This is a genomic window from Chelatococcus daeguensis (assembly GCF_001887265.1).
Classification (GTDB): Bacteria; Pseudomonadota; Alphaproteobacteria; order Rhizobiales; family Beijerinckiaceae; genus Chelatococcus_A; species Chelatococcus_A sambhunathii.
In genome coordinates this window covers 1,909,521-1,932,899 of the sequence record NZ_CP018095.1, presented here as the reverse complement: position 1 = coordinate 1,932,899, position 23,379 = coordinate 1,909,521, and the positions used below count along the sequence as shown (strand labels likewise).

Here is a 23,379-nt window from a genome sequence, read left to right as displayed (position 1 = left end):
GAGACGGATCCACCAATCAGGTTGAAGCAACCCGACGGGTCCGGATCTAGGACGGTCGCTCAGGCCTGTTCCAGCTCGACGAGCGTACCGCAGAAGTCCTTGGGGTGGAGGAAGAGCACAGGCTTGCCGTGCGCGCCGATCTTCGGTTCGCCGCTGCCGAGCACGCGCGCGCCCTTCTCCACCAGCCGGTCGCGCGCGGCGATGATGTCGTCTACCTCGTAGCAGATGTGGTGGATGCCACCATCGGCATTGCGCTCGAGGAAGCGGGCAATCGGGGAATCGGCGCCCAGAGGCTCCAGCAGCTCGATCTTGGTGTTCGGCAGTTCGATGAATACCGTGGTGACGCCATGCTCCGGCTGCGGAACGGCCGGCGACAGGCGTGCTCCGAGGGTGTCCCGGTAGACGGCGCAGGCGCTTTCGAGATTGCGGACAGCGATGGCGACGTGGTTGAGGCGGCCGATCATGAGGCTCTCCCGGCTGACGGAACCCTCACCTCATACGACGATCACGTGCACGTGGCACGTTGGCTTTTTGCCCCAGGCATGGCGCACTTCCGCCCGCACCGCGCGCTCGACGGCATTCGCGACCGCATCGGGGTCGCGCCGGCGCGCCTTGGGTAGCCCGTCCAGCACGTCGGCCACAGCATCGGCGACGAGCTCGAACATCGGCTCGCCCTCGCGCGTCGCGGGCGGCAGGCCGCTGACCTCCACCTGCGCCTCGCCGACGATCTCGCCCTTGGCGTCGAGGGCGATGGCGACGGAGACGACGCCGGCGAAGGCGAGCTTGCGCCGCTCGCCGATGGTGGCCTCGCCGGCGCTGACGACGATCATCCCGTCCTTGTAGAGGCGGCCGACGGGCACATCGTCCACGACGGCCGGCTTGCCGGGCGCGAGCAGAACCATCTCGCCGTTCATGGCCCGCACCACGCTGCCGATGCCCTCGGCGCGGGCGAATTTTGCCTGTTCGGTGAGGTGCAGGGCCTCGCCGTGCGCCGGCACGAGCACCTTCGGCCGCACCCAGCGATACATGGCGGCGAGCTCGCCGCGGCGCGGGTGGCCGGAGACGTGGACGAGCGCGTCCCGATCGGTGATCACCTCGATGCCGCGCGTGACGAGATTGTTGATGATGCGACCGACCGCCTTCTCGTTGCCCGGAATGGTGCGAGAGGAGAAGATCACGCGATCGCCGGCGGAGAGTGCGATGTCGGGATGCTCGTCATTCGCGACGCGGGCGAGCGCGGCCCGCGGCTCGCCCTGGCTACCCGTGAGCAATGCGACCACCTTGTTGCGCGGCAGGTAGCCGAAGGTCTCAGCCGAGCGGAACGGCGGCAGGCCGGCGAGATAGCCGCGCTCGGTCGCGACGTCGATGACGCGGTCCATCGCCCGGCCGAAGACGACGACCTCGCGGTCGCAGGCCGCGGCCGCCTCGGCCACAGCGCGCAGGCGCGCGACGTTGGAGGCGAAGGTCGTCACGGCCACGCGCTCCGGCGCCTCGCGGATGACCTCCATCAGGGTCTTGGCGACGTCCGCCTCGCTGGGACTGACGCCATCCCGCAAGACGTTGGTCGAATCGCAGATGAGCGCGATCACGCCCTCGTCGCCAATTTCCGTGAGCCGCTTCTCGTCCGTCGGCCGGCCGACGCCCGGATGCGGGTCGAGCTTCCAGTCGCCGGTGTGGACGACGGTACCAAGCGGCGTGCGGATGGCGAGCGCATTCGATTCAGGGATCGAATGACCGACGGCGACGAATTCGATGTCGAAGGGGCCGAGGGTGACGCGACCGCCCTGCTCCACCACGTTCAGCGGGATCTTGGGCGCGCCGGGCTCGCCGAGGCGGCGGACCTCCAGGAGCCCCGCCGCGAAGGGCGTGCACACCACGGGCGCGCCAAGGCGCGGCCACAGCTCGGCGAGGCCGCCGATATGGTCCTCGTGCGCATGGGTTATGACGATGCCGACGAGGTTGTCCCTCTCCTCCTCGAGGAAGCGGATGTCGGGGAAGATGAGATCGACGCCCGGCACATCCTCGCCAGCGAAGGCGATGCCGCAGTCGACGAGCAGCCATTTGCGCCGGCGCGCCGGCCCGAAGCCGTAGAGACCGGCGTTCATGCCGATCTCGCCGAGACCACCGAGCGCTACGAATACGAGGCCGTCGTCATCGCGTGAGGCCATGCCCTCTCAATCCTCCTTCAGTCGCATCCTTGAGATGCCATGTCGGCGAGACCGAGATAAAGATCTCCCGCATCGATCGTCCGGCGCCCGTCCGGGGTATCGAGCAGCAGCCGGCCGGCGCTGTCGAGCCCGGCAAAGGTGCCGCTGAGATCGCCGCCCGGCAGGCGCACCCGCGCCGGCCCGCCGATGCCGGCGGCGCGGGCGAGCCAGGCTTCGCGCGTCAGGGCGAAGCCGAGCCCCCGGTCCCACTGCCTCAGCCTATAGGCGAAACTCGCCGACAATGCGCGGAAAACGTCGCTCACGTCCACCGTTCCGACGGCCTCGGCGAGGCATCGCGCCGGATAAGGTGTATCGGCCGGCTTGTGGGCAACGTTGAGGCCCGTGCCGATGATAACGGCAAAATGCCTGTCCGGCCCGAGCCTGTGCCCCTCGAGAATGAGGCCGGACAGCTTGCCGCCATCCATCAGCAGGTCGTTCGGCCATTTGAGCACCAGCCGTGGCGCCGCGAGCCCGGTGACGCCCGCGACCGCATCGTGCAAAGCGAGGCCCGCGACGAAGCCGAGCTGCGGCGCCTTCGGCGGATCGCACGGTTCGCTCAGGACAAGGCTGGCGTAGAGATTTCCGGGCGGCGAGGCCCATTGCCGGCCATGGCGGCCGCGGCCGCTCGTCTGCTCGCGCGCCACGACCCAGAGGCGGTCCGCCCCTTGCGACGAGGCCCGCTCAAGAGCCTCGTCGTTGGTCGAGGTGGTCGTCGCCAGCATCACGGCATCGAAGCCGGCGTCGCGCGCCTCCTGCGAGATGCTCCCGCGTTCCACGTCCGTGTCGCCGGCCCCGTCAGAACAGCGAGCGAGCGGCGGCGAGCGCGGCGCTGTTCAGCGGCCCCGGCGCGCCGGGCAGCATCAGGACGACGATGAGGATGCTGGCAAGCGCGAAGATCACCTTCTGGCCGGCCGCCATCGGGGTGAAGGCCGCGCCCGCCGGCTCGTCGAAGTGCATAATCTTGACGATGCGGATGTAGTAGTAGGCGCCGACGACGCTGGCGAGCACGCCGATGACGGCAAGCGAATAGAGCTGCGCCTCGACGGCGGCCGCGAAGACGTACCACTTGGCGAGGAAGCCGGCGAGCGGCGGAATGCCCGCGAGCGAGAAGAACAGGATCGTCAGGCCATAAGCAGCATAGGGCTGCGTGCGGGCAAGGCCGGCGAGATCGTAGATCCCCTCGACGGGCCCCTCCTCCCGCCGCATGGACAGGATGAAGGCGAAGGTGCCGAGCGTCATGACGAGATAGATCGCCATGTAGACGAGCACGCTCTGCACGCCCTCCGCCGTGCCGGCGGCAAGGCCGACGAGCGCGTAGCCCATGTGGCCGATGGACGAATAGGCCATGAGGCGCTTGATGTTGCGCTGGCCGATGGCAGCGAAGGCGCCGAGCGCCATGGAGGCGATGGCGACGAAGACGATGATCTGCCGCCACTGATCGACGATGCCGGGGAAGGCCGTAATGAAGACGCGCACCAGGAGCGCCATCGCCGCCATCTTGGGCGCCGCCGCGAAGAAGGCGGCGACCGGCGTCGGCGCGCCCTCGTAGACGTCCGGCGTCCACATGTGGAAGGGCACGGCCGAGATCTTGAAGGCGAGGCCGGCAGCGATGAAGACAAGGCCGAAGATCGCGCCGGTGTGCCCCTCGCCCTGCAGGGCCTGGGCGATGCCGGTGAAGGAGACCGTGCCGGTGAAGCCATAGATCAGCGACGCGCCGTAGAGCAGCATGCCCGAGGACAGGGCGCCGAGCACGAAATACTTGAGGCCCGCCTCGCTCGAACGGGCATTGTCGCGGTCGATGGCTGCGACGACGTAGAGCGAGAGGCTCTGCAGCTCGAGGCCGAGATAGAGTGCGATGAGGTCGTTGGCCGAGATCATCATCATCATGCCGGTCGTCGCCAGCAGGATGAGGATGGGATATTCGAAGCGGTTGATGCCCGCCCGGCGCAGGTAGTCGCCCGACATCAGCAAGGCCGCGGCCGAGCCGACCAGCGTCAGCACCTTGGCGAAGCGCGCGAAGCCGTCGACGACGAAGGAGCCGCCGAAGGTCTCCACCCGCTCGCCGCCCTGCGTCACCACGAAGAAGCCGGCGGCGAGAATGGCGACGAGTGTGAGCGCCTCGATCAGGCCGGCAGCACGCTCGCCCCTCAGCGCGCCGATGAGCACGAGAAGGAGCGCGGAGGCGGCCAGGATGATCTCCGGCAGGGCCGGAGCGAGCGCGAACATCGGGACGGCGGCCATCGGCTGAACCTCAGTGAAGCGTCAGGGCCACGGACTTGGCGGTTGCCAGCGCGGCCTCGGTGGACTTGAGCAGTTCCGCCGTCGGAGCGGCGAAGACATCGAGAATGGCGCCGGGCTGCAGGCCGTACCAGATGACCAGCACGAGCAGCGGCACGAGAACGACCATCTCACGGGTGTTGAGATCGGTGATCGTCTTCAGGTTGTCCTTCTCGATCACGCCGAAGACGACGCGGCGGTAGAGCCACAGGGCATAGGCAGCCGAGAGGATGACGCCCGAGGTGGCGAGCACCGCGACCCAGGGATTGGCCTTGAAGGCGCCCGCGAGCGACAGGAACTCGCCGATGAAGCCCGAGGTGCCCGGCAGGCCGACATTGGCCATGGTGAAGACCATGAACACAACCGCATAGCGCGGCATGCGCTGCACGAGGCCGCCATAGGCCGCGATCTCGCGTGTATGCATGCGGTCGTAGATCACGCCGACGCACAGGAAGAGCGCGCCCGAGACGAGGCCATGGCTGACCATCTGGAACATGGCGCCCTGGATGCCCTGGGTGGTCATCGTGAAGATGCCCATGGTCACGAAGCCCATGTGGGCGACCGACGAATAAGCGATGAGCTTCTTGATGTCCTCCTGCATCAGCGCGACGAGTGAGGTGTAGATGATCGCGATGACGGACAGGGCGAAGACGAGCGGCGCGAAATCGGCCGAGGCCTCCGGAAACATCGGGATGGAGAAGCGGATGAAACCGTAGCCGCCCATCTTGAGGAGGATGCCGGCGAGGATGACGGACCCTGCTGTCGGCGCCTCGACGTGCGCGTCCGGCAGCCAGGTGTGGACCGGCCACATGGGCATCTTCACCGCGAAGGAGGCGAAGAAGGCGAGCCACAGCCACGTCTGCATCGCCGGGGCGAAGGGGTGCTTGAGCAGCGCCGCGATGTCGGTCGTGCCGGCGTCCCAATACATCGCCATGATGGCGATGAGCATCAGCACCGAGCCGAGCAGCGTGTAGAGGAAGAACTTGAAGCTGGCGTAGATGCGCCGCTTGCCACCCCAGATGCCGATGATGAGGAACATCGGGATAAGGCCGGCCTCGAAGAACAGGTAGAACAGGACAAGATCCTGCGCCACGAAGACGCCGATCATCGTCGTCTCGAGCACGAGGAAGGCGACCATGTATTCCTTCACCCGCTTCTCGATCGAGGTCCACGACGCCAGGATGCAGAAGGGCATCAGGAAGGTCGTCAGCAGGACGAACGGCATCGAGAAGCCGTCGACGCCGAGGCGGAAGCGGATGGCCTCCGTCAGCCAGGCATGGTCCTCGGTGAGCTGGAAGGCGGCGCTCGCCGTGTCGAACCGTCCCCAGGCGACGAGCGAGAGGACGAAGGTCGCGAGCGTCGTCACCAGCGCCGCGGAGCGGGCGTTGGAGCGCACCGCCTCCTCGCTGCCGCGCACCATGAGGATGAAGGCGGCACCGACGAGCGGCAGGATGAGGAGACCAGAAAGGAGACCGAGGCCGAACATCAGTGCGTGCCCCCGATGAGGTACCAGGTGACGAGAGCCGCGACACCGACGAGCATCGCGAAGGCGTAGTGGTAGACGTAGCCGGTCTGCAGGCGCACGACGCGGTTGGTGACGTCGACGACACGGGCGGAGACGCCGTCCGGCCCGAAACCGTCGATGAGCCAGCCGTCACCCTTCTTCCAGAGGAAGCGGCCGAGCCACATCGCCGGACGCACGAACAGGACGTCGTAGATCTCGTCGAAGTACCACTTGTTGAGCAGGAACCGGTAGAGGAGCGGCTGCTGCCCCGCGACGATCGCCGGCATGCGCGGGTTGATGATGTAGAACCACAGCGCGATGAGGAAGCCGAGCATCATCATCACGAAGGGCGAGGCGACAACCCAGCCGGGCACCTCGTGCATTTCGTGCAGGATGTGGTTGTCGGCACCAGTGAAGAGCGCGCCCTTCCAGAAGTGGTCGTAGTCGTGGCCGATGAAGGCTTCCTTGAAGGCGAAGCCGGCAACGACCGCGCCGATCGCCAGGACAGCGAGCGGGATGAGCATCACAAGCGGGCTCTCGTGCGGCGTGTGGTCACCGTGGCCATGGCCATGGTCGTCATGGCCGTGTTCGGCCCAGCGCGCCTTGCCCTCGAAGGTCATGAAGTACAGGCGCCAGGAATAGAAGGACGTGAACAACGCAGCGATGACCGTAGCGAGGAAGGCGAAGTTGGCCCCCGGCGTGTGGGAGGCATAGGCCGCTTCGATGATGGCATCCTTCGAGAAGTAGCCCGCCGTGAACGGGAAACCCGTCAGCGCCAGCGTGCCGATCGTCATCATGGCCGCCGTGAAGGGAATGTGCTTCCGAAGGCCGCCCATGTGGCGCATGTCCTGCTCGTGGTGCATCGCGTGGATGACCGAGCCGGCGCCGAGGAACAGCAGCGCCTTGAAGAAGGCGTGCGTGAAGAGGTGAAAGATGCCCGCCCCGTAGGCGCCGACGCCGAGAGCGACGAACATGTAGCCGAGCTGCGAGCAGGTCGAATAGGCGATGACGCGCTTGATGTCGTTCTGCACGAGGCCGACGGTCGCGGCGAAGAAGGCGGTGATGCCGCCGACCACCGTGACGACCGACAGCGCCGTCGGGGCATATTCGAACACCGGCGACATGCGCGCGACCATGAACACGCCGGCCGTCACCATCGTCGCCGCATGGATGAGGGCGGAGACCGGGGTCGGGCCTTCCATGGCGTCCGGCAGCCAGGTGTGCAGCAGGAACTGCGCCGACTTGCCCATGGCGCCCATGAAGAGCAGGAGGCTCGCCAGCGTCAGCGCGTGCCACTCGTAGCCGAGGAAGCGGAAGGTCGCCTCGTTGAATTCCGCCACGCGGGGGAAGATGCCGTCGAAGGTGACCGCGCCGAACAGCACGAAAACGAGGAAGATGCCGAGCAGGAAGCCGAAGTCGCCGACGCGGTTGACGACGAAGGCCTTGATCGCGGCGGCATTGGCCGACGGCTTCTCGTACCAGAAGCCGATGAGCAGGTAGCTCGCGAGGCCGACGCCCTCCCAGCCGAAGAACATCTGCACGAGATTGTCGGCCGTCACCAGCATCAGCATGGCGAAGGTGAACAGCGAGAGATAGGCGAAGAAGCGCGGCCTCGCCGGATCCTCGTGCATGTAGCCGATGGAATAGAGATGGACGAGCGAGGAGACCGTCGTCACGACGATCAGCATCACGGCCGTGAGCGTGTCGATGCGGAAGGCCCAGTCGACCACGAGGTCGCCGGAGACCATCCAGCTCGCCACCGCGACGCGCGTCGCCCCCTCGCCGAAGCCGACGTCGAAGAAGGCGATCCACGACAGGAGGCAGGAGACGAACAGGCCCGAGGTCGTGACGACCTCGCTTGCCCGCGCGCCGATGAACCGGCCGGCAAGGCCAGCGATCAGGAAGCCGGCAAGCGGCAGGAAGACGATCGCGTGATACATGATCGCGGCCTCAGCCCTTCATCATGTTGATGTCCTCAACCGCGATGGTGCCGCGGTTGCGGAAGTAGACGACGAGGATGGCAAGCCCGATGGCCGCCTCGGCGGCCGCCACGGTCAGCACGAGCAGGGCGAAGACCTGCCCGACGATGTCGCCCATGAAGCTCGAGAAGGCGACGAGATTGATGTTGACCGCAAGCAGGATGAGCTCGACCGACATCAGAATGACGATGACGTTCTTGCGGTTGATGAAGATGCCGAGCACGCCGAGCGTGAACAGCACGGCGGCGACGGTGAGATAATGCGCGAGCCCGATGGTCATGTCTGTCTCTCCGGCCTCACTCACACGCCCTCGCGGAAGGGCACCTTCCGCACTTCGATGGCGGTGTCGCGCGTGCGCGCCACCTGCTGGGCAACATCCTGGCGCTTGACGCCCGGCTTGTGGCGCAGCGTGAGCACGATGGCGCCGATCATGGCGACGAGCAGCACGAGGCCCGACGCCTGGAAGAAGTAGAGGTAGCGCGTGTAGAGCACCTGGCCGAGCGCCGCGGTGTTCGTCATCTCGCTGACGGGGGGGATGGCCGCGACCGGCGTCTTCACGAGCTCGGGATCGATCGCCATCGAACCGACGACGAGCACGAGCTCGATGAGGAAGATCACGCCGATGAGGGCGCCCACCGGCAGATATTGCAGGAAGCCCTGGCGCAGCTCGGCGAAATCGACGTCGAGCATCATGACGACGAAGAGGAAGAGCACCGCGACCGCGCCGACATAGACGACGACGAGGATCATCGCCAGGAACTCGGCGCCCATCAGGATGAACAGGCCCGCCGCGTTGACGAAGGCCAGGATCAGGAAGAGCACCGAATGCACGGGGTTGCGCGAGGCGATGACCATGAAGGCCGACGCCACGCACACGCACGAAAAGAGATAGAAGAAGGCCGCTGCGACCGTCATGCCCCGTATCCCGTCCTGTCGCCCACGGGCCCCAAGCCCCCGGGCATGGCGTCTATAGACACCGAATCCCTCACGAACAACCTCACCGCGACGTCACCTGTAGGGTGCGTCCATCGCGATGTTGCGGGCGATCTCCCGCTCCCAGCGGGCGCCGTTGTCGAGGAGCTTGTCCTTGTCGTAGTAGAGCTCCTCGCGGGTCTCCACCGCGAATTCGAAGTTCGGTCCCTCGACGATGGCATCGACCGGGCAGGCCTCCTGGCAGAATCCGCAGTAGATGCACTTCACCATGTCGATGTCGTAACGCGTCGTGCGGCGCGTGCCGTCGTTGCGGCGCGGCCCGGCCTCGATCGTGATGGCCTGAGCCGGGCAGATGGCCTCGCACAGCTTGCAGGCGATGCAGCGCTCCTCACCGTTGGGATAACGGCGTAACGCGTGCTCGCCGCGGAAGCGCGGGCTCAGGACTCCCTTCTCGAAGGGATAGTTGAGCGTCGCCTTCGGCTTGAAGAAATAGCGCATCGACAAGAAGAACGCCGATACGAACTCCTTCAAGAAGAGCGACTTTGCGGCCTGATCGAGCCTCATGATCCGGCTCCGTCCCTTTCTCTTGCCGGCCTCACGAGGCCGGCGCCCATCCCGTGATCTGCAGCACGGCCGCGACGATGATGACGGCAGCGAGCGACAGGGGCAGGAACACCTTCCAGCCCAACCGCATCAGCTGGTCGTAGCGATAGCGCGGCACCATCGCCTTCACCATGGCGAACATGAAAAAGACGAAGCAGACCTTGACCACGAACCATACGACGCCCGGGATCCACGTGAACGGCGGCAGCGCCACCGGCGCGGTCCAGCCGCCGAGGAAGAGGATCGTCGTCAGCGAGCACATGGTCATGATGGCCACGTACTCGCCGAGCATGAACAGGAGGTACGGCGTCGAGGCGTATTCCACCATGAAGCCGGCCACCAGTTCCGATTCTGCCTCGGGCAGGTCGAAGGGCGGGCGGTTCGTCTCGGCGAGCGCCGAGATAAAGAAGATGACGAACATCGGGAACAGCGGCAGCCAGTACCAGTTGAGCACTGTCAGCCACGGCACGCCGAGCATCGTCGCGAGCCCCCTCGCCTCCTGAGCGCGCACGATCTCGGTGAGATTGAGCGAGCCGACGCAGAGCAGCACGGTGATGATGACGAAGCCGATCGAGACCTCGTAGGACACCATCTGCGCGGCGGAACGCAGCGCGCCGAGAAAGGGGTACTTCGAGTTCGACGCCCAGCCGCCCATCAGGATGCCGTAGACGCCGAGCGAGGAGATGGCGAAGATGTAGAGGATGCCGACGTTGATGTCGGCGATCGCCCATCCGTCCGCCACCGGGATGACCGCCCAGGCGGCCAGCGCCAGCACACAGGTGACGAGCGGCGCCAGCAAGAAAAGCCCCTTGTTGGCGCCTGCAGGGATCACCGGCTCCTTGAGCACGAACTTCAGCAGGTCGGCGAAGGACTGCAGCAGCCCCCACGGCCCCACGACGTTGGGCCCGCGGCGCAGCTGCACCGCCGCCCAGACCTTGCGATCGGCATAGAGGATGTAGGCGATGAAGACGAGCAGCGCGACCAGCAGGAGCAGGCTCTTGCCGAGAATGATCGCAACCGTGGTCAGCCATTCCATCGGGCGTGGTCCTTACTCTGCAGCCTGCTTCAGCGCCCCGCCGGCCAGAGCCGAGCACTCGGCCATGACGGCGGAAGCGCGCGCGATGGGGTTGGTGAGATAGAAGTCGGCGATCGGCGAAGTCAGCGGCGCATCGGCGAGCACGCCGCCCTTGCCGGCGAGCGTCTCGATGCCGGCCGTGTCCGCCGGCGCGATCTCGCCGATAGCGGCAAGATGCGGATGCGCGGCGAAAAGCTGCTCGCGCAGCGCCGCAAGCGAGTCGAACGGCAGGCGCTTGCCGAGCACATCGGACAGCGCGCGCAGGATCGCCCAATCCTCGCGGGCGTCCCCCGGCGGGAACACAGCGCGGTTGGCGAACTGGGGGCGCCCCTCGGTGTTGACATAGATGCCGGTCTTCTCCGTATAGGCCGCCCCCGGCAGGATGACATCGGCCCGGTGGGCACCGCGGTCACCGTGCGTGCCCTGGTAGACGACGAAGGCGCCTTCCGGCACGTCGACCTCGTCAGCACCGAGAAGGAAGAGGACGTCGAGCGCGCCAGGAGCCAGCATGCCGGCAACGTCGAGACCGTCCGCCTTCGGCACGAAGCCGAGGTCGAGCGCGCCAGCCCGCGCCGCGGCGGTGTGCAGCACCGAAAAGCCGTTCCACGCCTCGCCAAGGGCGCCGACGGCCTTGGCGAGCTTCGCCGCCGCCGCGAGCACGGCCATGCCGTCCTCCCGCGCCAGGGCCCCCTGCCCCACGATGATGAGCGGCCGCTCGGCCTTGCTCAGCACCTCGAGAAATGCGCCGTTGCCGGCCGCGAGATCGGCCAGCGTCTGCGCGCCGGCGCCGAGATAGGAATAGTCGTAGGTGAGATCGACATTCTCGCCGATCACGCCGATGGGTGTACGCAGCAGGCGCCAACGTTTGCGGATGCGGGCATTGAGCACCGGCGCTTCCTTGCGCGGATTGGTGCCGATGAGCAGCACCGCATCGGCATCCTCGATGCCGGCGATGGTGGTATTGAAGAGATAGGTCGCGCGCCCGAGCGCCGGGTCGAGCTGCGCGCCATCCTGACGGCAGTCGATGTTGGGGACGCCGAGCTTCTCCATGAGGAGCTTGAGGGCGTAAGTTTCCTCGACGGCGGCAAGGTCGCCGACGATGGCACCGATGCGCTCGCTCTTCGCCGCATTGACCTTTTCGGCGATGAGAGCGAAGGCCTCGTTCCAGCTCGCCGGACGCAGCCGTCCGTTCTCCCGCACATAGGGGCGGTCGAGGCGCTGGGTCCTGAGGCCGTCCCAGACGAAGCGCGTCTTGTCCGAGATCCATTCCTCGTTGATGAACTCGTTGACGCGCGGCAGGAAACGCATGACCTCGCGCCCGCGGGCATCGACACGGATAGCCGAGCCGACCGCATCCATCACGTCGACGGATTCAGTCTTCGACAATTCCCAGGGCCGCGCCTTGAAGGCATAGGGCTTCGAGGTCAGCGCGCCTACCGGGCACAAATCGATCACGTTGCCCTGCAGCTCCGAGCCCATGGCGTGTTCGAGATAGGTCGTGATCTCCATGTCCTCGCCGCGGCCGATGGCACCGAGATCCGGCACGCCGGCGACCTCGGTGGTGAAGCGGATGCAGCGGGTGCAGTGAATGCACCGGTTCATCGAGGTCTTGACCAGCGGGCCGATGTACTTGTCCTCCACGGCGCGCTTGTTCTCGGCGAAGCGCGAGGAATCGACGCCGTAGGCCATGGCCTGGTCTTGCAGGTCGCATTCCCCGCCCTGGTCGCAGATCGGGCAGTCCAGCGGGTGGTTGATGAGCAGAAACTCCATCACCCCCTCCCGCGCCTTCTTGACGAGCGGCGTGCGGGTGTTGACGACCGGCGGCTCGCCGTTGGGGCCGGGCCGCAGGTCGCGCACCGACATGGCGCAGGAGGCGACGGGCTTCGGCGAGCCCTTCACCTCGACAAGGCACATGCGGCAGTTGCCGGCGATCGACAGCCGCTCGTGGAAGCAGAAGCGCGGCACTTCGGCGCCCGCCTCCTCGCAGGCCTGCAGGATGGTGAACTCCGCAGGCACCTCGATCTCATTGCCGTCGACGATGAGCTTGGCCATCGCTACTTCGTCCTTTCCCGTCCGGCGGCGAGCCGCCCGGACGTGATCAATCACTCAGCTGCCTGCAGAACCGCATCCGAATGCGGGTTGGCCGCATAATCGTCGATGCGCTTCTCGATCTCGTGGCGGAAATGGCGGATGAGGCCCTGCACGGGCCAGGCCGCGGCATCGCCGAGCGCGCAGATCGTGTGGCCCTCGACCTGGTAGGTCACGTCGAGGAGCATGTCGATCTCGCGCTTCTGCGCCCGGCCCTCGGCCATGCGCGTCAGCACGCGCCACATCCAGCCCGTGCCCTCGCGGCAGGGCGTGCACTGGCCACAGCTCTCGTGCTTGTAGAAGTAGCTGAGTCGCGCGATCGCCCGGACGATGTCGGTGGACCTGTCCATGACGATGACGGCGGCCGTGCCAAGGCCGGACTTCAGATTCCTGAGGGAATCGAAGTCCATCGGGCAGTCGATGATCTGCTCGGCCGGCACGCAGGGCACCGAGGAGCCGCCGGGGATGACGGCGAGAAGGTTGTCCCAGCCGCCGCGGATGCCGCCGCAATGCCGGTCGATGAGTTCACGGAAGGTGATGCCCATCTCCTCTTCCACGTTGCACGGCTTGTTGACGTGGCCGGAGACGCAGAAGAGCTTCGTGCCGACGTTGTTCGGCCGGCCGAGGCTCGCGAACCAGGAGGCGCCGCGGCGCAGGATGGTGCCGGCGACGGCGATCGACTCGACGTTGTTCACCGTCGTCGGGCAACCGTAGAGACCCATGTTGGCCGGGAACGGCGGCTTCAGCCGCGGCATGCCCTTCTTGCCCTCGAGGCTCTCGAGCAGCGCCGTCTCCTCGCCGCAGATATAGGCGCCGGCGCCGTGGTGCACGTAGAGGTCGAAGGGATAACCGTGGACGTTGTCCTTGCCGATGAGGCGCGCCTCGTAGGCCTCGTCCACCGCCCGCTGCAGCGCCTCGCGTTCGGCGATGTACTCGCCGCGGATGTAGATGTAGGCCGCGTGGGCCCCCATGGCGAAGGAGGCGATGAGGCATCCCTCGACCAGGAGGTGCGGATCATGGCGCATGATCTCGCGGTCCTTGCAGGTGCCCGGCTCCGACTCGTCGGCATTGACAACGAGGTAGTGCGGGCGCCCGTCGGACTGCTTGGGCATGAACGACCACTTGAGGCCGGTGGGAAAGCCCGCGCCACCACGCCCGCGCAGGCCCGACTTCTTCATCTCCTCGATGATCCAATCGCGCCCCTGCTGCAGCAGGAACTTGGTGCCGTCCCAAGCGCCGCGCATCTTCGCGGCCTCGAGGCCAGGGCTGTGAAGCCCGTAGAGATTGGTGAAAATGCGGTCCTTGTCAGACAGCATGGCCGCTCACTCCTCCGGCTTCTCGCCGACGTCGCTCGCCGGGCGCCAGCCCGTAGCGAGCTTCCTGGCCTGCTCGATCCACTTGTCGCGCACCGCGCGCCCGCGGAAGGCGCCAAGATGCTGGTCGACCCAGGCGAGGTTCATCTCGTTCCAGGCGGCAATCTGATCGAAGTGATAGACGCCGAGTTCGTTCAGCATGGTCGCGAGCTTCGGCCCGACACCGTAGATGAGCTTGAGGTCGTCCGGGCCGTCGCCACGCGCCTTGGCGAGGAGGACGGGCTTGTGCTCGTCCGCAACGCCCTCGGCCGCATCCGCCTTGGCGGCCGGCGCGATCGGCGCCTTGCCTTCGGCGACGCGCACCTCGGGACGGTCGGCGGCCTTCTCCTCGGCTCGCGTCTCCTTCGGCTTGGCGGGCTCGGGTGTCTTCGCCGCCTCCGGCGCTGCGGCGGCAGCCTCCGCCTCTGCGCGCGCCTTTTCGGCTGCCTCGGCCTCGAAGCGCTGGCGCCAGGCGCCGATCTGCGAGCCGTCGAACAGCGAAGGATCGCTCAAGGTGGTGATGGCGCCCTCCGGCTCGGAGGCGCGTCGGCCGTTCTGCGGGCCGGGCCTAACCGGCTTGCCGGCGGCGAGATCGTCGAGCAGCTTCTCGAGGCTTTCGGGTGTCAGGTCCTCGTAGTAGTCATTGTTGATCTGCACCATCGGCGCGTTGCAGCAGGCGCCGAGGCACTCGACCTCCATCCACGAGAACTTGCCGTCGGCGCTGACGTGCCTTTCGTCGCCAACCCGGCGCTTCAGGACGTCCTTGAGCTGTTCGGCACCGCGCAGCATGCAGGGTGTCGTGCCGCACAGCTGCACGAAATGCCGGCCGACTGGCTCGAGATTGAACATGGTGTAGAAGGTCGCGACCTCGAGCACCCTGATGTAGGGCATCTTGAGAAGGTCGGCGACGGTGCGGATCGCCGGCTCGGGCAACCAGCCGCCGGCCTGCTCCTGCGCCTTCCACAACAGCGCGATCACCGCCGATGCCTGTCGGCCTTCGGGATATTTCGCAATCTGCTGCCCTGCCCAGATCGCATTCTCCGCCGTGAAGGCGAAGCTGTCCGGCTGGAATTCCTTGGGGGCGAGACGACGAACAGCCATCAGATCCGCCTGTCCTTGAGCTTCACATAGGTCAGGCGCGCCGGCGAATAGCCGGTCACGCCATGGAGATCATCGAAATTGCGCACCGTCTCGACCCGCTCGCGGACGGCTTCGATGACGGAGACGTCGGCCTCGTAGACGAACTCGCGCCCGTTGCGCAGCCAGCGTACCGGCTCCGTCGGCAGGTCATCGGCGAGCACCATGTCGACGGTCGGAAAGGCCGGGCCGCCATGGGCGTGGATACGATGTGCGGCGGTGTTGTCATCGAAGACGAGCTGGCTGAGCCCGCGCTCCCCCGCCTCGATGATGCGCCGTGCTTGGTCGATGTGATCGTCGAAGAAGGCGAGCGCGCGCGACAGGTCGAGCCCGTCGAAATCGTAGCCCGACCAGTCCGCCTCGTGATAGGTGGCCGCCGGATCACGGTGCTGCAGATTGGCGAAGACCGCGTCGAAGCAGAAGATCCGCGCCTCGGGGCAGGCCTTGCGCAGCACCCAGGTCGTCAGGCCGCGGAAGACACCCGATTCGATGATGACGTCCGGAGCGAGCGCCCGCGCGATGACGAAGAGCTCGAGCGCGCCGTTGAAGCCGTTGCCGCCGTGCTTCTGGCGGACCGGGCACTGGCAGATGTCTTCATAGAAGGCGCGCACCAGGCCTTCCATGTCCTCCGGCACCGCGATGCCGGCCGCGTCCAGATCGACGGCGATATGGTGGGCGGCTCCGCGCACGAGCCGATCGACCTCGCGGCGCGACAGGGGCCGGTGTTCCCATTCCGGCACGGCCGGCAGGAGGTCGTAGCCGAGACGGGTGAAGAGCGGCCCAAGGACACGCCGGCGCAGCGGCTCGAGCACCTTACGGCGCGTCCGCTCCGACGGCGTCCAGCCGGATGCGCAGCCCACGAGCCCCGTCCCTTCTATGGCCGGTGCCGAAGCCATCAGCGGTCGACCTCGCCGAACACGATGTCGAGCGAGCCGAGCACCGCCGAGACGTCGGCCAGCATGTGGCCGCGGCACATGAAATCCATGGCCTGCAGATGGGCGAAGCCCGGCGCCTTGATCTTGCAGCGATAGGGTTTGTTGGTGCCGTCCGACACCAGGTAGACACCGAACTCGCCCTTGGGCGCCTCGACGGCGGCGTAAACCTCACCCGCGGGGACGTGGTAGCCTTCCGTATAGAGCTTGAAGTGGTGGATGAGCGCTTCCATCGAACGCTTCATCTCGCCGCGCTTGGGCGGCACGATCTTGTGGTCGCTCGTCGAGACCGGGCCCTGCCCTTCGGGCAAGCGCAGCTTCTCGAGGCACTGCTTCATGATGCGGATGGACTGCCGCATCTCTTCCATGCGGATGCAGTAACGGTCGTAGCAGTCGCCGTTCTTGCCGACCGGAATGTCGAAATCGAGCTCTTCGTAGCACTCGTAGGGCTGCGCCTTGCGCAGGTCCCACGCTGCGCCCGAGCCGCGCACCATGACGCCGGAGAAGCCCCAGGCCCAGCAGTCGTCGAGCGAGACCACGCCGATGTCGACGTTGCGCTGCTTGAAGATGCGGTTGTCCGTCAGAAGCCCTTCGAGGTCGTCGCAGACCTTGAGGAAGGGATCGCAGAAATCCCAGATGTCGTCGATGAGCTTGCTCGGCAGGTCCTGGTGCACGCCGCCGGGCCGCACATAGGCCGCGTGCATGCGCGCGCCCGAGGCCCGCTCATAGAAGATCATCAGCTTCTCGCGCTCCTCGAAGCCCCAGAGCGGCGGCGTCAGCGCGCCGACGTCCATGGCCTGGGTGGTCACGTTGAGGAGGTGCGAGAGGAGACGCCCGATCTCCGAATAGAGCACACGGATGAGCTGGCCGCGCTTCGGCACCGTGATACCGAGCAGCCGCTCGACCGCAAGCGCAAAAGCGTGTTCCTGGTTCATCGGCGCGACATAGTCGAGCCGGTCGAAATAGGGCACCGCCTGCAGGTAGGTCTTGGCCTCGATCAGCTTCTCCGTGCCCCGGTGCAGAAGGCCGATGTGCGGGTCGACGCGCTCCACCACCTCGCCGTCGAGCTCGAGCACGAGGCGCAGCACGCCGTGCGCCGCCGGATGCTGTGGGCCGAAGTTGATCGAGAAATTGCGGATCTGATGCTCGCCCAAGGCGCCCTCTCCCGCTCAGTTGGCCTTGGCCTTCTCGTCGCCGGGCAGCACGTAGTCGGTGCCCTCCCACGGCGAGAGAAAGTCGAAGTTGCGGAATTCCTGGTTGAGCCGCACCGGCTCGTAGACCACCCGCTTCTCCTCGTCGTCGTAGCGCACCTCGACGAAGCCGGTGAGCGGAAAGTCCTTGCGCAGCGGATGGCCCTCGAAGCCGTAGTCGGTGAGGATGCGGCGCAGGTCCGGATGGCCGGAGAACAGGATGCCGTAGAGGTCGTAAGCCTCGCGCTCGAACCAGTTGGCAGCCGGGAAGACGCCGACGGCCGAGGGCACGGGCGTCACCTCGTCGGTCTCCACCTTCACGCGGATGCGCGTGTTATGCTGCGGCGACAGGAGGTGATAGACGACGTCGAAGCGCTTCTCGCGCACCGGATAGTCGACGCCGCACAGATCCGTGAAGTTGACGAAGCGGCAGCGCGCGTCGTCGCGCAGGAAGGTCAGGACACGCACGATCTCGTGCGCGTCGGCATAGATCGTGAGCTCGCCGAAGCCGACGCCCGCCGCCTTCGCCGCGCCCGGCAGCGATGCGAGGATATGCTCTCCGAGCTCGGTCAGATTGACGCTCATTCGCCTCGTTCCTCAGCGCTCGATGGTGCCGGTGCGGCGGATCTTCTTCTGCAGAAGAAGGACGCCGTAGAGCAGCGCCTCGGCGGTCGGCGGGCAGCCCGGGACATAGATGTCGACCGGCACCACCCGGTCGCAGCCACGCACGACCGAATAGGAATAATGGTAGTAGCCGCCACCGTTGGCGCACGAGCCCATCGAGATGACGTAGCGCGGCTCGGGCATCTGGTCGTAGACCTTGCGCAGGGCCGGCGCCATCTTGTTGGTCAGCGTCCCGGCGACGATCATCACGTCCGACTGGCGCGGGCTGGCGCGCGGAGCGAAGCCGAAGCGCTCGACGTCGTAGCGCGGCATCGACAGCTGCATCATCTCCACGGCGCAGCAGGCAAGGCCGAAGGTCATCCACATCAGCGAGCCGGTGCGGGCCCACTGGATGAGCTCGTCCGTCGAGGTGACGAGGAAGCCCTTGTCCGCCAGTTCGTCATTGAGGCCGAGGAAGAAGGAATCATCCGAGCCCACGGGCTTGCCGGTCCGCGGGTCGATGACGCCCCTGGCCGCCGGCGCGACGGCCGGGCCGCTCGCTTCGCCGATCAATCCCATTCGAGGGCTCCCTTTCTCCACTCGTAGATAAAGCCGACGGTCAGGACGCCGAGAAACAGCATCATGGACCAGAAGCCGAACCAGCCGAGGTCGCCGAAGGCCACGGCCCACGGGAAGAGAAAGGCGACCTCGAGGTCGAAAATGATGAAGAGGATGGCGACGAGATAGAAGCGCACGTCGAACTTCATGCGCGCATCGTCGAAGGCGTTGAAGCCGCATTCGTAGGCCGACAGCTTCTCGGCGTCAGGCCGCGAATATGCCACGATGAAGGGCGAGACAAGCAGCGCCATCCCGATCACCAGCGACACACCGATGAAGATGACGAGCGGCAGATAGTCGGCAAGAAGGCTCTGCATCCGGCACCCGCGGTATCGTGGCCCGTCGCCGAGGACGGCGGGCTCTTGGACGGATTTCTCGCTCAGCACGAAGCCGGCCCGAGCGCGGCGAAGCGACGGAAAACGCCGGCAATCCGCTACCTTGGACCGTTTCGCATTTGCGGGCGAGGCTTATCGCAGCCGATCCGCGGGCGCAAGTGCTGCGGTGCCGCATAGCTGCCATGTTCCCGGCTTTCGGCACCGCGGCGCAAGGCCCGCGCAACCGCCACCCCGCGATCCGCCTCATCCTCGCTCGACCAAACATCCGCATGGGACATTTCGGCACGGCACCCGTCCGGCATACCCGACGGGTGCCGTGCCCGAAGGACAACCGGCTCGGACATAGACCACGGTCCGGACAGTCGACGTCACGTTCCCGTCGCCGCAGGATCGTGTCTGGAACTTCGAGGCTCTGATTTTCGAGGAAGAAAGTGGCGGGAGTGACGGGGCTCGAACCCGCGGCCTCCGGCGTGACAGGCCGGCGCTCTAACCAACTGAGCTACACCCCCGCGGCGAACGTCTCGTTCGCTGTGGTGGCGCTGACTTAAGACCCGTCTCCGGCCCTGTCAAGCACCTTGACTGCATCCCTGTGAAAACCCTTCCGAACACCCCTTCCCGCCTGTGGACAGCGGCTGCCGCCGCTCGCAATGGCCGTTCTTCGCAAGGCCGAGCGCGAGCATCCGATTCACCCTGGACGACCTGCAGGGCACGTCTCGCGGGGCGAAGCGTTGCCTCTTTCCGCTCCTCCGAATCCGCTGCCGCAATGGGCCCGCGCAACGAGACAAGGCCACCGCCTCACCAAGGCGGACCGGCCCCTCCCCGCTTCATCGCGGCCGCGCATCGATGGCAGCCACGGCCGGATGACGCAGGACATCGGCCCCCGCGGACAGCAACCGGATCTGACTTCGAGAGACAAGCATATGACCGAACCAGCCCACGGCGGGCTTGCGCGCCACGCCGACATAGCGAAGCCCCGACCGCATTCCTTGGGGGGCATGGATGCGATCAGGGCTCGCCGCGGAGGTCACAGAACACCGCTTGGAGAATATGGGGTTCACCGCCCCATATTCAACGTCCCAGATCGCCAGGAGAAATCGCAATCGATGCCCGTGCCGCGGCCGGGACGGGGCCGTGCCGGCGGAAAATCGGCACATGTTCTGCCGGGTTCGGCAAGCGGCCGCCCGTCCCCCGCTGCACGGGACCGACCGGCGGGCGGCGCGGAAGGAGCCCAAAGACAGGCCGGCGCCTCATCTCAGGACTGGCCTGCGCACGCCATGTCCGGCGCTATCCCCCGCCACTGCAAGATCGCGGAACAAACGTTCAAGGCTGATATTTCAAGGACTTCAGGTGGTGGGCGGTGACGGACTCGAACCGCCGACCCTCTCGGTGTAAACGAGATGCTCTACCGACTGAGCTAACCGCCCATTGTCCCAGTGTTTAGGGGCGAGCCGGGCCCTCCGCAAGGGCTCTGGCCGCATCCCGCGTGAGCGAACGGCCGAATAGCCTCATGCGATCGGCTCGCCCCTGTAACGTCACTTGCCGTTGACGGCGTCCTTGAGAGCGGCACCCGCCTTGAACTTGGGCGCCTTGGACGCCGGCACGGGGATCGTCTCGCCCGTACGCGGATTGCGCGCCGTACCGGCCGCTCGGTCGGCGACCGCAAAGGTGCCGAACCCGACCAGCTTCACTTCGTCACCCTTCTTCAGAGCGCCCGTGATCGCGTCAATCGCCGCGTCGATCGCCTCGGTGGCCTGGGTCTTCGTGAGGCCCGCCTTCTCGGCGACGGCCGAGACGAGTTCACCTTTGTTCATGTTGTCCTCCTTGCATTCGCGCCGTCACAGCTGCGAACCGAATGCGCCACATGGCGCGGACACGTCCGCCCGCAACAGCGGCGGCACGCTCAACCCCGATGCCGCAGAATCCCAAGAAATGCAACGGTTACAGGCTGCAAAACCACAAAAAAGCACCCGTGTCGCGCACTAACGACGCCCAAATTCGGCCCCGAAGGTGCGATGCCGGCTTGTCCTTGGCTGACAAGCGAATCGCGGCTCTTCAGCGAAGGAGGCGGGGTCCGTGGATCCCGCCTCCTGCGATTCCGTCCTAGCATCCCGGCTCAGTGAGCGACGAGACCCGTGCCATCCTCATCGCTGGATGCGACCGCGCCCTTCCGGGAGGCCGCCTCCTCGTCCCAGACGATCGCCTCGGGCTGACGCACCAGAGCATGGGCAAGCACCTGCTCCATGCGCGACACGGGGACGATCTCGAGGCCGTTCTTCACCGAAGCCGGGATGTCCGCCAGATCCTTGGCGTTGTCCTCGGGGATCAGCACCTTCTTGATGCCACCGCGCAAAGCGGCGAGGAGCTTTTCCTTGAGGCCGCCGATCGGCAGAACCCGTCCGCGCAGCGTGACCTCGCCGGTCATCGCGACGTCGCGGCGCACCGGAATGCCCGTGAGCGTCGAGACGATGGCAGTCGCCATGGCAATGCCGGCCGACGGGCCGTCCTTCGGGGTCGCGCCTTCCGGAACGTGCACGTGGATGTCACGCCGCTCGAACAGCGGGGGCTCGATGCCGAAGTCGACCGCGCGCGAGCGGACATAGGACGCCGCTGCAGAGATCGATTCCTTCATCACGTCCCGCAGGTTGCCGGTGACGGTCATCTTGCCCTTGCCGGGCATCATGATGCCTTCGATCGTCAGGAGCTCGCCGCCGACCTCGGTCCAGGCGAGACCGGTGACGGTGCCCACCTGATCCTCAGCCTCGATCTCGCCATAGCGGAACTTCGGCGCGCCGAGATAGTCGGAGATGTTGTCAGCCGTAACGCTGATCCTCTTCTTCTTGGTGAGGATGATCTCCTTCACCGCCTTGCGGATGAGATTGGCAATCTCGCGCTCGAGATTGCGCACGCCCGCCTCTCGCGTGTAGCGGCGGATGAGGATGAGCAGTCCGGCATCGTCGATCTCCCATTCCTTCGGCTGCAGGCCGTGCTTGGCCAGCGCGTTGGGAATGAGATGCCGCCGGGCAATCTCGGCCTTCTCCTCTTCCGTGTAGCCGGCGATACGGATCACTTCCATGCGGTCAAGCAGGGCCGGCGGGATGTTGAGCGTGTTCGCCGTCGTCACGAACATCACGTTCGACAGGTCGTAGTCGACCTCGAGATAATGGTCGTTGAACGACGAGTTCTGCTCAGGATCCAGCACCTCGAGCAGGGCCGAGGCCGGATCGCCGCGGAAGTCCATGCCCAGCTTGTCGATCTCGTCGAGCAGGATGAGCGGATTGGACGTCTTGGCCTTGCGCATCGACTGGATGATCTTGCCGGGCAGCGAGCCGATATAGGTGCGCCGGTGGCCGCGGATCTCGGCCTCGTCCCGCACGCCGCCGAGCGACATGCGCACGAACTCGCGCCCCGTCGCCTTGGCGATGGACTTGCCGAGCGAGGTCTTGCCGACGCCCGGAGGTCCGACGAGGCACAGGATCGGGCCCGTCAGCTTGTTGGCGCGCTGCTGCACGGCAAGATATTCGACGATGCGCTCCTTTACCTTGTCGAGGCCGAAGTGGTCGGTGTCCAGCACCTCCTGGGCGAGGTTCAGGTCCTTCTTGACGCGCGAGCGCTTGCCCCACGGGATACCGAGCAGCCAGTCGAGATAGTTGCGCACCACCGTCGCCTCGGCCGACATGGGAGACATCTGGCGCAGCTTCTTCAGCTCGCCCTGCGCCTTCTCGCGCGCCTCCTTGGTCAGCTTGGTCTTCTCGATGCGCTCTTCCAGCTCGGCGAGCTCATCGCGACCGTCCTCGTCGCCAAGCTCCTTCTGGATCGCCTTCATCTGCTCGTTGAGGTAGTACTCGCGCTGGGTCTTCTCCATCTGGCGCTTGACGCGCGTGCGGATGCGCTTCTCCACCTGCAGGACGGAGATCTCGCTTTCCATCAGGCCGAGAGCCTTCTCGAGCCGCTCTGCGACCGACGTCGTCTCGAGGATCGCCTGCTTGTCGGCGATCTTGACGGCGAGATGCGAGGCGACCGTGTCAGCGAGCTTCGAGGGATCGTCGATCTGCGTCACCGCGGAGACGACCTCGGGTGAAACCTTCTTGTTCAGCTTGACGTAGTTCTCGAATTCCGAGACCACGGAGCGGGCGAGCGCCTCCGTCTCCACCGCATTGCCGGCCGATTCGGCGAGCACCTCGGCCTCGGCCTCGTAATAGTCGTCGCTGCGGGTGTACTGGCGCACCTTGGCGCGGCCGGCACCCTCGACAAGGACCTTCACGGTGCCGTCGGGCAGCTTGAGGAGCTGCAGCACGCTCGCCACGGTGCCGACCTGGTAGATCGCGTCCGTCGCCGGATCATCGTCAGAGGCGTTGATTTGCGTCGCGAGCAGAATGTGCCCGTCGCTCTTGACCACTTCCTCGAGCGCGCGGATCGACTTCTCGCGGCCGACAAAGAGCGGCACGATCATGTGCGGGAATACGACGATATCGCGCAGGGGCAAGACCGGATAGACGGCAACAGTGCCCGGGATGGCCGGCTGGCGGGGCTTGGAATTGGTCATAGC

At 66.3% G+C, this 23,379-nt stretch carries 20 protein-coding genes and 2 tRNA genes; all 22 read right to left on the bottom strand.

Features of this window, described 5'->3' with window-relative positions; translation table 11 throughout:
- Positions 1-59: 59 nt before the first annotated feature.
- The 22 genes from mce to lon all read right to left on the bottom strand — a co-directional run bounded on the left by mce (position 60) and on the right by lon (position 23,376).
- On the bottom strand, positions 60-464 hold the full coding sequence (gene mce / locus BOQ54_RS09210; RefSeq protein ID WP_063186286.1) for a methylmalonyl-CoA epimerase: 405 nt from the start codon (positions 462-464) through the stop codon (positions 60-62).
- Between the two features lie 30 nt (positions 465-494).
- Complete coding sequence (locus BOQ54_RS09205; protein WP_063186284.1) at positions 495-2,168, bottom strand: ribonuclease J; 1,674 nt, start codon at positions 2,166-2,168, stop codon at positions 495-497.
- A gap of 17 nt (positions 2,169-2,185) precedes the next feature.
- A complete protein-coding gene (locus BOQ54_RS09200; protein ID WP_245316178.1) occupies positions 2,186-2,983 on the bottom strand; it encodes a biotin--[acetyl-CoA-carboxylase] ligase in 798 nt (265 codons plus the stop codon).
- Positions 2,984-3,002: 19 nt separating this feature from the next.
- Complete coding sequence (nuoN, locus tag BOQ54_RS09195; protein ID WP_071923756.1) at positions 3,003-4,448, bottom strand: NADH-quinone oxidoreductase subunit NuoN; 1,446 nt, start codon at positions 4,446-4,448, stop codon at positions 3,003-3,005.
- A 10-nt stretch (positions 4,449-4,458) separates the two neighbouring features.
- Positions 4,459-5,970 (bottom strand): NADH-quinone oxidoreductase subunit M, encoded by a 1,512-nt coding sequence (locus tag BOQ54_RS09190; RefSeq protein WP_071923755.1) that lies wholly within the window; start codon positions 5,968-5,970, stop codon positions 4,459-4,461.
- On the bottom strand, positions 5,970-7,928 hold the full coding sequence (gene nuoL / locus BOQ54_RS09185; protein ID WP_055458342.1) for an NADH-quinone oxidoreductase subunit L: 1,959 nt from the start codon (positions 7,926-7,928) through the stop codon (positions 5,970-5,972). The genes BOQ54_RS09190 and nuoL overlap by 1 nt, the downstream gene beginning before the upstream one ends.
- 10 nt (positions 7,929-7,938) lie before the next feature.
- Complete coding sequence (gene nuoK / locus BOQ54_RS09180; protein WP_055458343.1) at positions 7,939-8,247, bottom strand: NADH-quinone oxidoreductase subunit NuoK; 309 nt, start codon at positions 8,245-8,247, stop codon at positions 7,939-7,941.
- Between the two features lie 20 nt (positions 8,248-8,267).
- A complete protein-coding gene (locus tag BOQ54_RS09175; protein ID WP_055458344.1) occupies positions 8,268-8,882 on the bottom strand; it encodes an NADH-quinone oxidoreductase subunit J in 615 nt (204 codons plus the stop codon).
- A gap of 93 nt (positions 8,883-8,975) precedes the next feature.
- Entirely contained in the window at positions 8,976-9,464 is a 489-nt protein-coding gene (nuoI, locus tag BOQ54_RS09170) for an NADH-quinone oxidoreductase subunit NuoI (RefSeq protein ID WP_055458345.1), read from the bottom strand.
- A 31-nt stretch (positions 9,465-9,495) separates the two neighbouring features.
- The gene (nuoH, locus tag BOQ54_RS09165) at positions 9,496-10,539 is read right to left on the bottom strand and encodes an NADH-quinone oxidoreductase subunit NuoH (protein ID WP_055458346.1); all 1,044 of its coding nucleotides are present in this window, start codon (positions 10,537-10,539) and stop codon (positions 9,496-9,498) included.
- Positions 10,540-10,551: 12 nt separating this feature from the next.
- Positions 10,552-12,630 (bottom strand): NADH-quinone oxidoreductase subunit NuoG, encoded by a 2,079-nt coding sequence (gene nuoG / locus BOQ54_RS09160; RefSeq protein ID WP_063186277.1) that lies wholly within the window; start codon positions 12,628-12,630, stop codon positions 10,552-10,554.
- Between the two features lie 50 nt (positions 12,631-12,680).
- Complete coding sequence (gene nuoF / locus BOQ54_RS09155) at positions 12,681-13,982, bottom strand: NADH-quinone oxidoreductase subunit NuoF (protein ID WP_055458348.1); 1,302 nt, start codon at positions 13,980-13,982, stop codon at positions 12,681-12,683.
- A gap of 6 nt (positions 13,983-13,988) precedes the next feature.
- Positions 13,989-15,119, bottom strand: coding sequence for an NADH-quinone oxidoreductase subunit NuoE (gene nuoE, locus BOQ54_RS09150; RefSeq protein ID WP_071923754.1), 1,131 nt, complete (start codon positions 15,117-15,119; stop codon positions 13,989-13,991).
- Positions 15,119-16,051, bottom strand: coding sequence for a hypothetical protein (locus BOQ54_RS09145; protein WP_245316177.1), 933 nt, complete (start codon positions 16,049-16,051; stop codon positions 15,119-15,121). The genes nuoE and BOQ54_RS09145 overlap by 1 nt, the downstream gene beginning before the upstream one ends.
- A complete protein-coding gene (locus BOQ54_RS09140; protein WP_071923752.1) occupies positions 16,051-17,241 on the bottom strand; it encodes an NADH-quinone oxidoreductase subunit D in 1,191 nt (396 codons plus the stop codon). Before BOQ54_RS09140 ends, BOQ54_RS09145 begins: the two co-directional genes overlap by 1 nt.
- Before the next feature lie 15 nt (positions 17,242-17,256).
- Positions 17,257-17,862 (bottom strand): NADH-quinone oxidoreductase subunit C, encoded by a 606-nt coding sequence (locus BOQ54_RS09135; RefSeq protein WP_055458352.1) that lies wholly within the window; start codon positions 17,860-17,862, stop codon positions 17,257-17,259.
- Between the two features lie 12 nt (positions 17,863-17,874).
- Positions 17,875-18,459 carry a NuoB/complex I 20 kDa subunit family protein gene (locus tag BOQ54_RS09130; protein ID WP_055458353.1) on the bottom strand — a complete coding sequence of 195 codons (585 nt, stop codon included), beginning with the start codon at positions 18,457-18,459 and terminating at the stop codon, positions 17,875-17,877.
- Positions 18,450-18,815: an NADH-quinone oxidoreductase subunit A gene (locus tag BOQ54_RS09125; RefSeq protein WP_055458354.1), complete on the bottom strand. Its 366-nt coding sequence runs from the start codon at positions 18,813-18,815 to the stop codon at positions 18,450-18,452. Before BOQ54_RS09125 ends, BOQ54_RS09130 begins: the two co-directional genes overlap by 10 nt.
- 450 nt (positions 18,816-19,265) lie before the next feature.
- Positions 19,266-19,342 (bottom strand) — tRNA-Asp (locus tag BOQ54_RS09120).
- 839 nt (positions 19,343-20,181) lie between these two features.
- Positions 20,182-20,257, bottom strand: a tRNA-Val gene (locus tag BOQ54_RS09115).
- 108 nt (positions 20,258-20,365) lie between these two features.
- Positions 20,366-20,644, bottom strand: coding sequence for an HU family DNA-binding protein (locus tag BOQ54_RS09110; protein ID WP_019403281.1), 279 nt, complete (start codon positions 20,642-20,644; stop codon positions 20,366-20,368).
- A gap of 302 nt (positions 20,645-20,946) precedes the next feature.
- Positions 20,947-23,376 (bottom strand): endopeptidase La, encoded by a 2,430-nt coding sequence (lon, locus tag BOQ54_RS09105; RefSeq protein WP_055458355.1) that lies wholly within the window; start codon positions 23,374-23,376, stop codon positions 20,947-20,949.
- Between the last annotated feature and the right edge of the window lie 3 nt (positions 23,377-23,379).

Bases quoted from the DNA above. Each gene is read 5' to 3' on its own strand.
- mce (WP_063186286.1), bottom strand. From the start codon at position 464: ATGATCGGCCGCCTCAACCACGTCGCCATCGCTGTCCGCAATCTCGAA.
- BOQ54_RS09205 (WP_063186284.1), bottom strand. From the start codon at position 2,168: ATGGCCTCACGCGATGACGACGGCCTCGTATTCGTAGCGCTCGGTGGT.
- nuoN (WP_071923756.1), bottom strand. From the start codon at position 4,448: ATGGCCGCCGTCCCGATGTTCGCGCTCGCTCCGGCCCTGCCGGAGATC.
- BOQ54_RS09190 (WP_071923755.1), bottom strand. From the start codon at position 5,970: ATGTTCGGCCTCGGTCTCCTTTCTGGTCTCCTCATCCTGCCGCTCGTC.
- nuoL (WP_055458342.1), bottom strand. From the start codon at position 7,928: ATGTATCACGCGATCGTCTTCCTGCCGCTTGCCGGCTTCCTGATCGCT.
- nuoK (WP_055458343.1), bottom strand. From the start codon at position 8,247: ATGACCATCGGGCTCGCGCATTATCTCACCGTCGCCGCCGTGCTGTTC.
- BOQ54_RS09175 (WP_055458344.1), bottom strand. From the start codon at position 8,882: ATGACGGTCGCAGCGGCCTTCTTCTATCTCTTTTCGTGCGTGTGCGTG.
- nuoI (WP_055458345.1), bottom strand. From the start codon at position 9,464: ATGAGGCTCGATCAGGCCGCAAAGTCGCTCTTCTTGAAGGAGTTCGTA.
- nuoH (WP_055458346.1), bottom strand. From the start codon at position 10,539: ATGGAATGGCTGACCACGGTTGCGATCATTCTCGGCAAGAGCCTGCTC.
- nuoG (WP_063186277.1), bottom strand. From the start codon at position 12,630: ATGGCCAAGCTCATCGTCGACGGCAATGAGATCGAGGTGCCTGCGGAG.
- nuoF (WP_055458348.1), bottom strand. From the start codon at position 13,982: ATGCTGTCTGACAAGGACCGCATTTTCACCAATCTCTACGGGCTTCAC.
- nuoE (WP_071923754.1), bottom strand. From the start codon at position 15,119: ATGGCTGTTCGTCGTCTCGCCCCCAAGGAATTCCAGCCGGACAGCTTC.
- BOQ54_RS09145 (WP_245316177.1), bottom strand. From the start codon at position 16,051: ATGGCTTCGGCACCGGCCATAGAAGGGACGGGGCTCGTGGGCTGCGCA.
- BOQ54_RS09135 (WP_055458352.1), bottom strand. From the start codon at position 17,862: ATGAGCGTCAATCTGACCGAGCTCGGAGAGCATATCCTCGCATCGCTG.
- BOQ54_RS09130 (WP_055458353.1), bottom strand. From the start codon at position 18,459: ATGGGATTGATCGGCGAAGCGAGCGGCCCGGCCGTCGCGCCGGCGGCC.
- BOQ54_RS09125 (WP_055458354.1), bottom strand. From the start codon at position 18,815: ATGCAGAGCCTTCTTGCCGACTATCTGCCGCTCGTCATCTTCATCGGT.
- BOQ54_RS09110 (WP_019403281.1), bottom strand. From the start codon at position 20,644: ATGAACAAAGGTGAACTCGTCTCGGCCGTCGCCGAGAAGGCGGGCCTC.
- lon (WP_055458355.1), bottom strand. From the start codon at position 23,376: ATGACCAATTCCAAGCCCCGCCAGCCGGCCATCCCGGGCACTGTTGCC.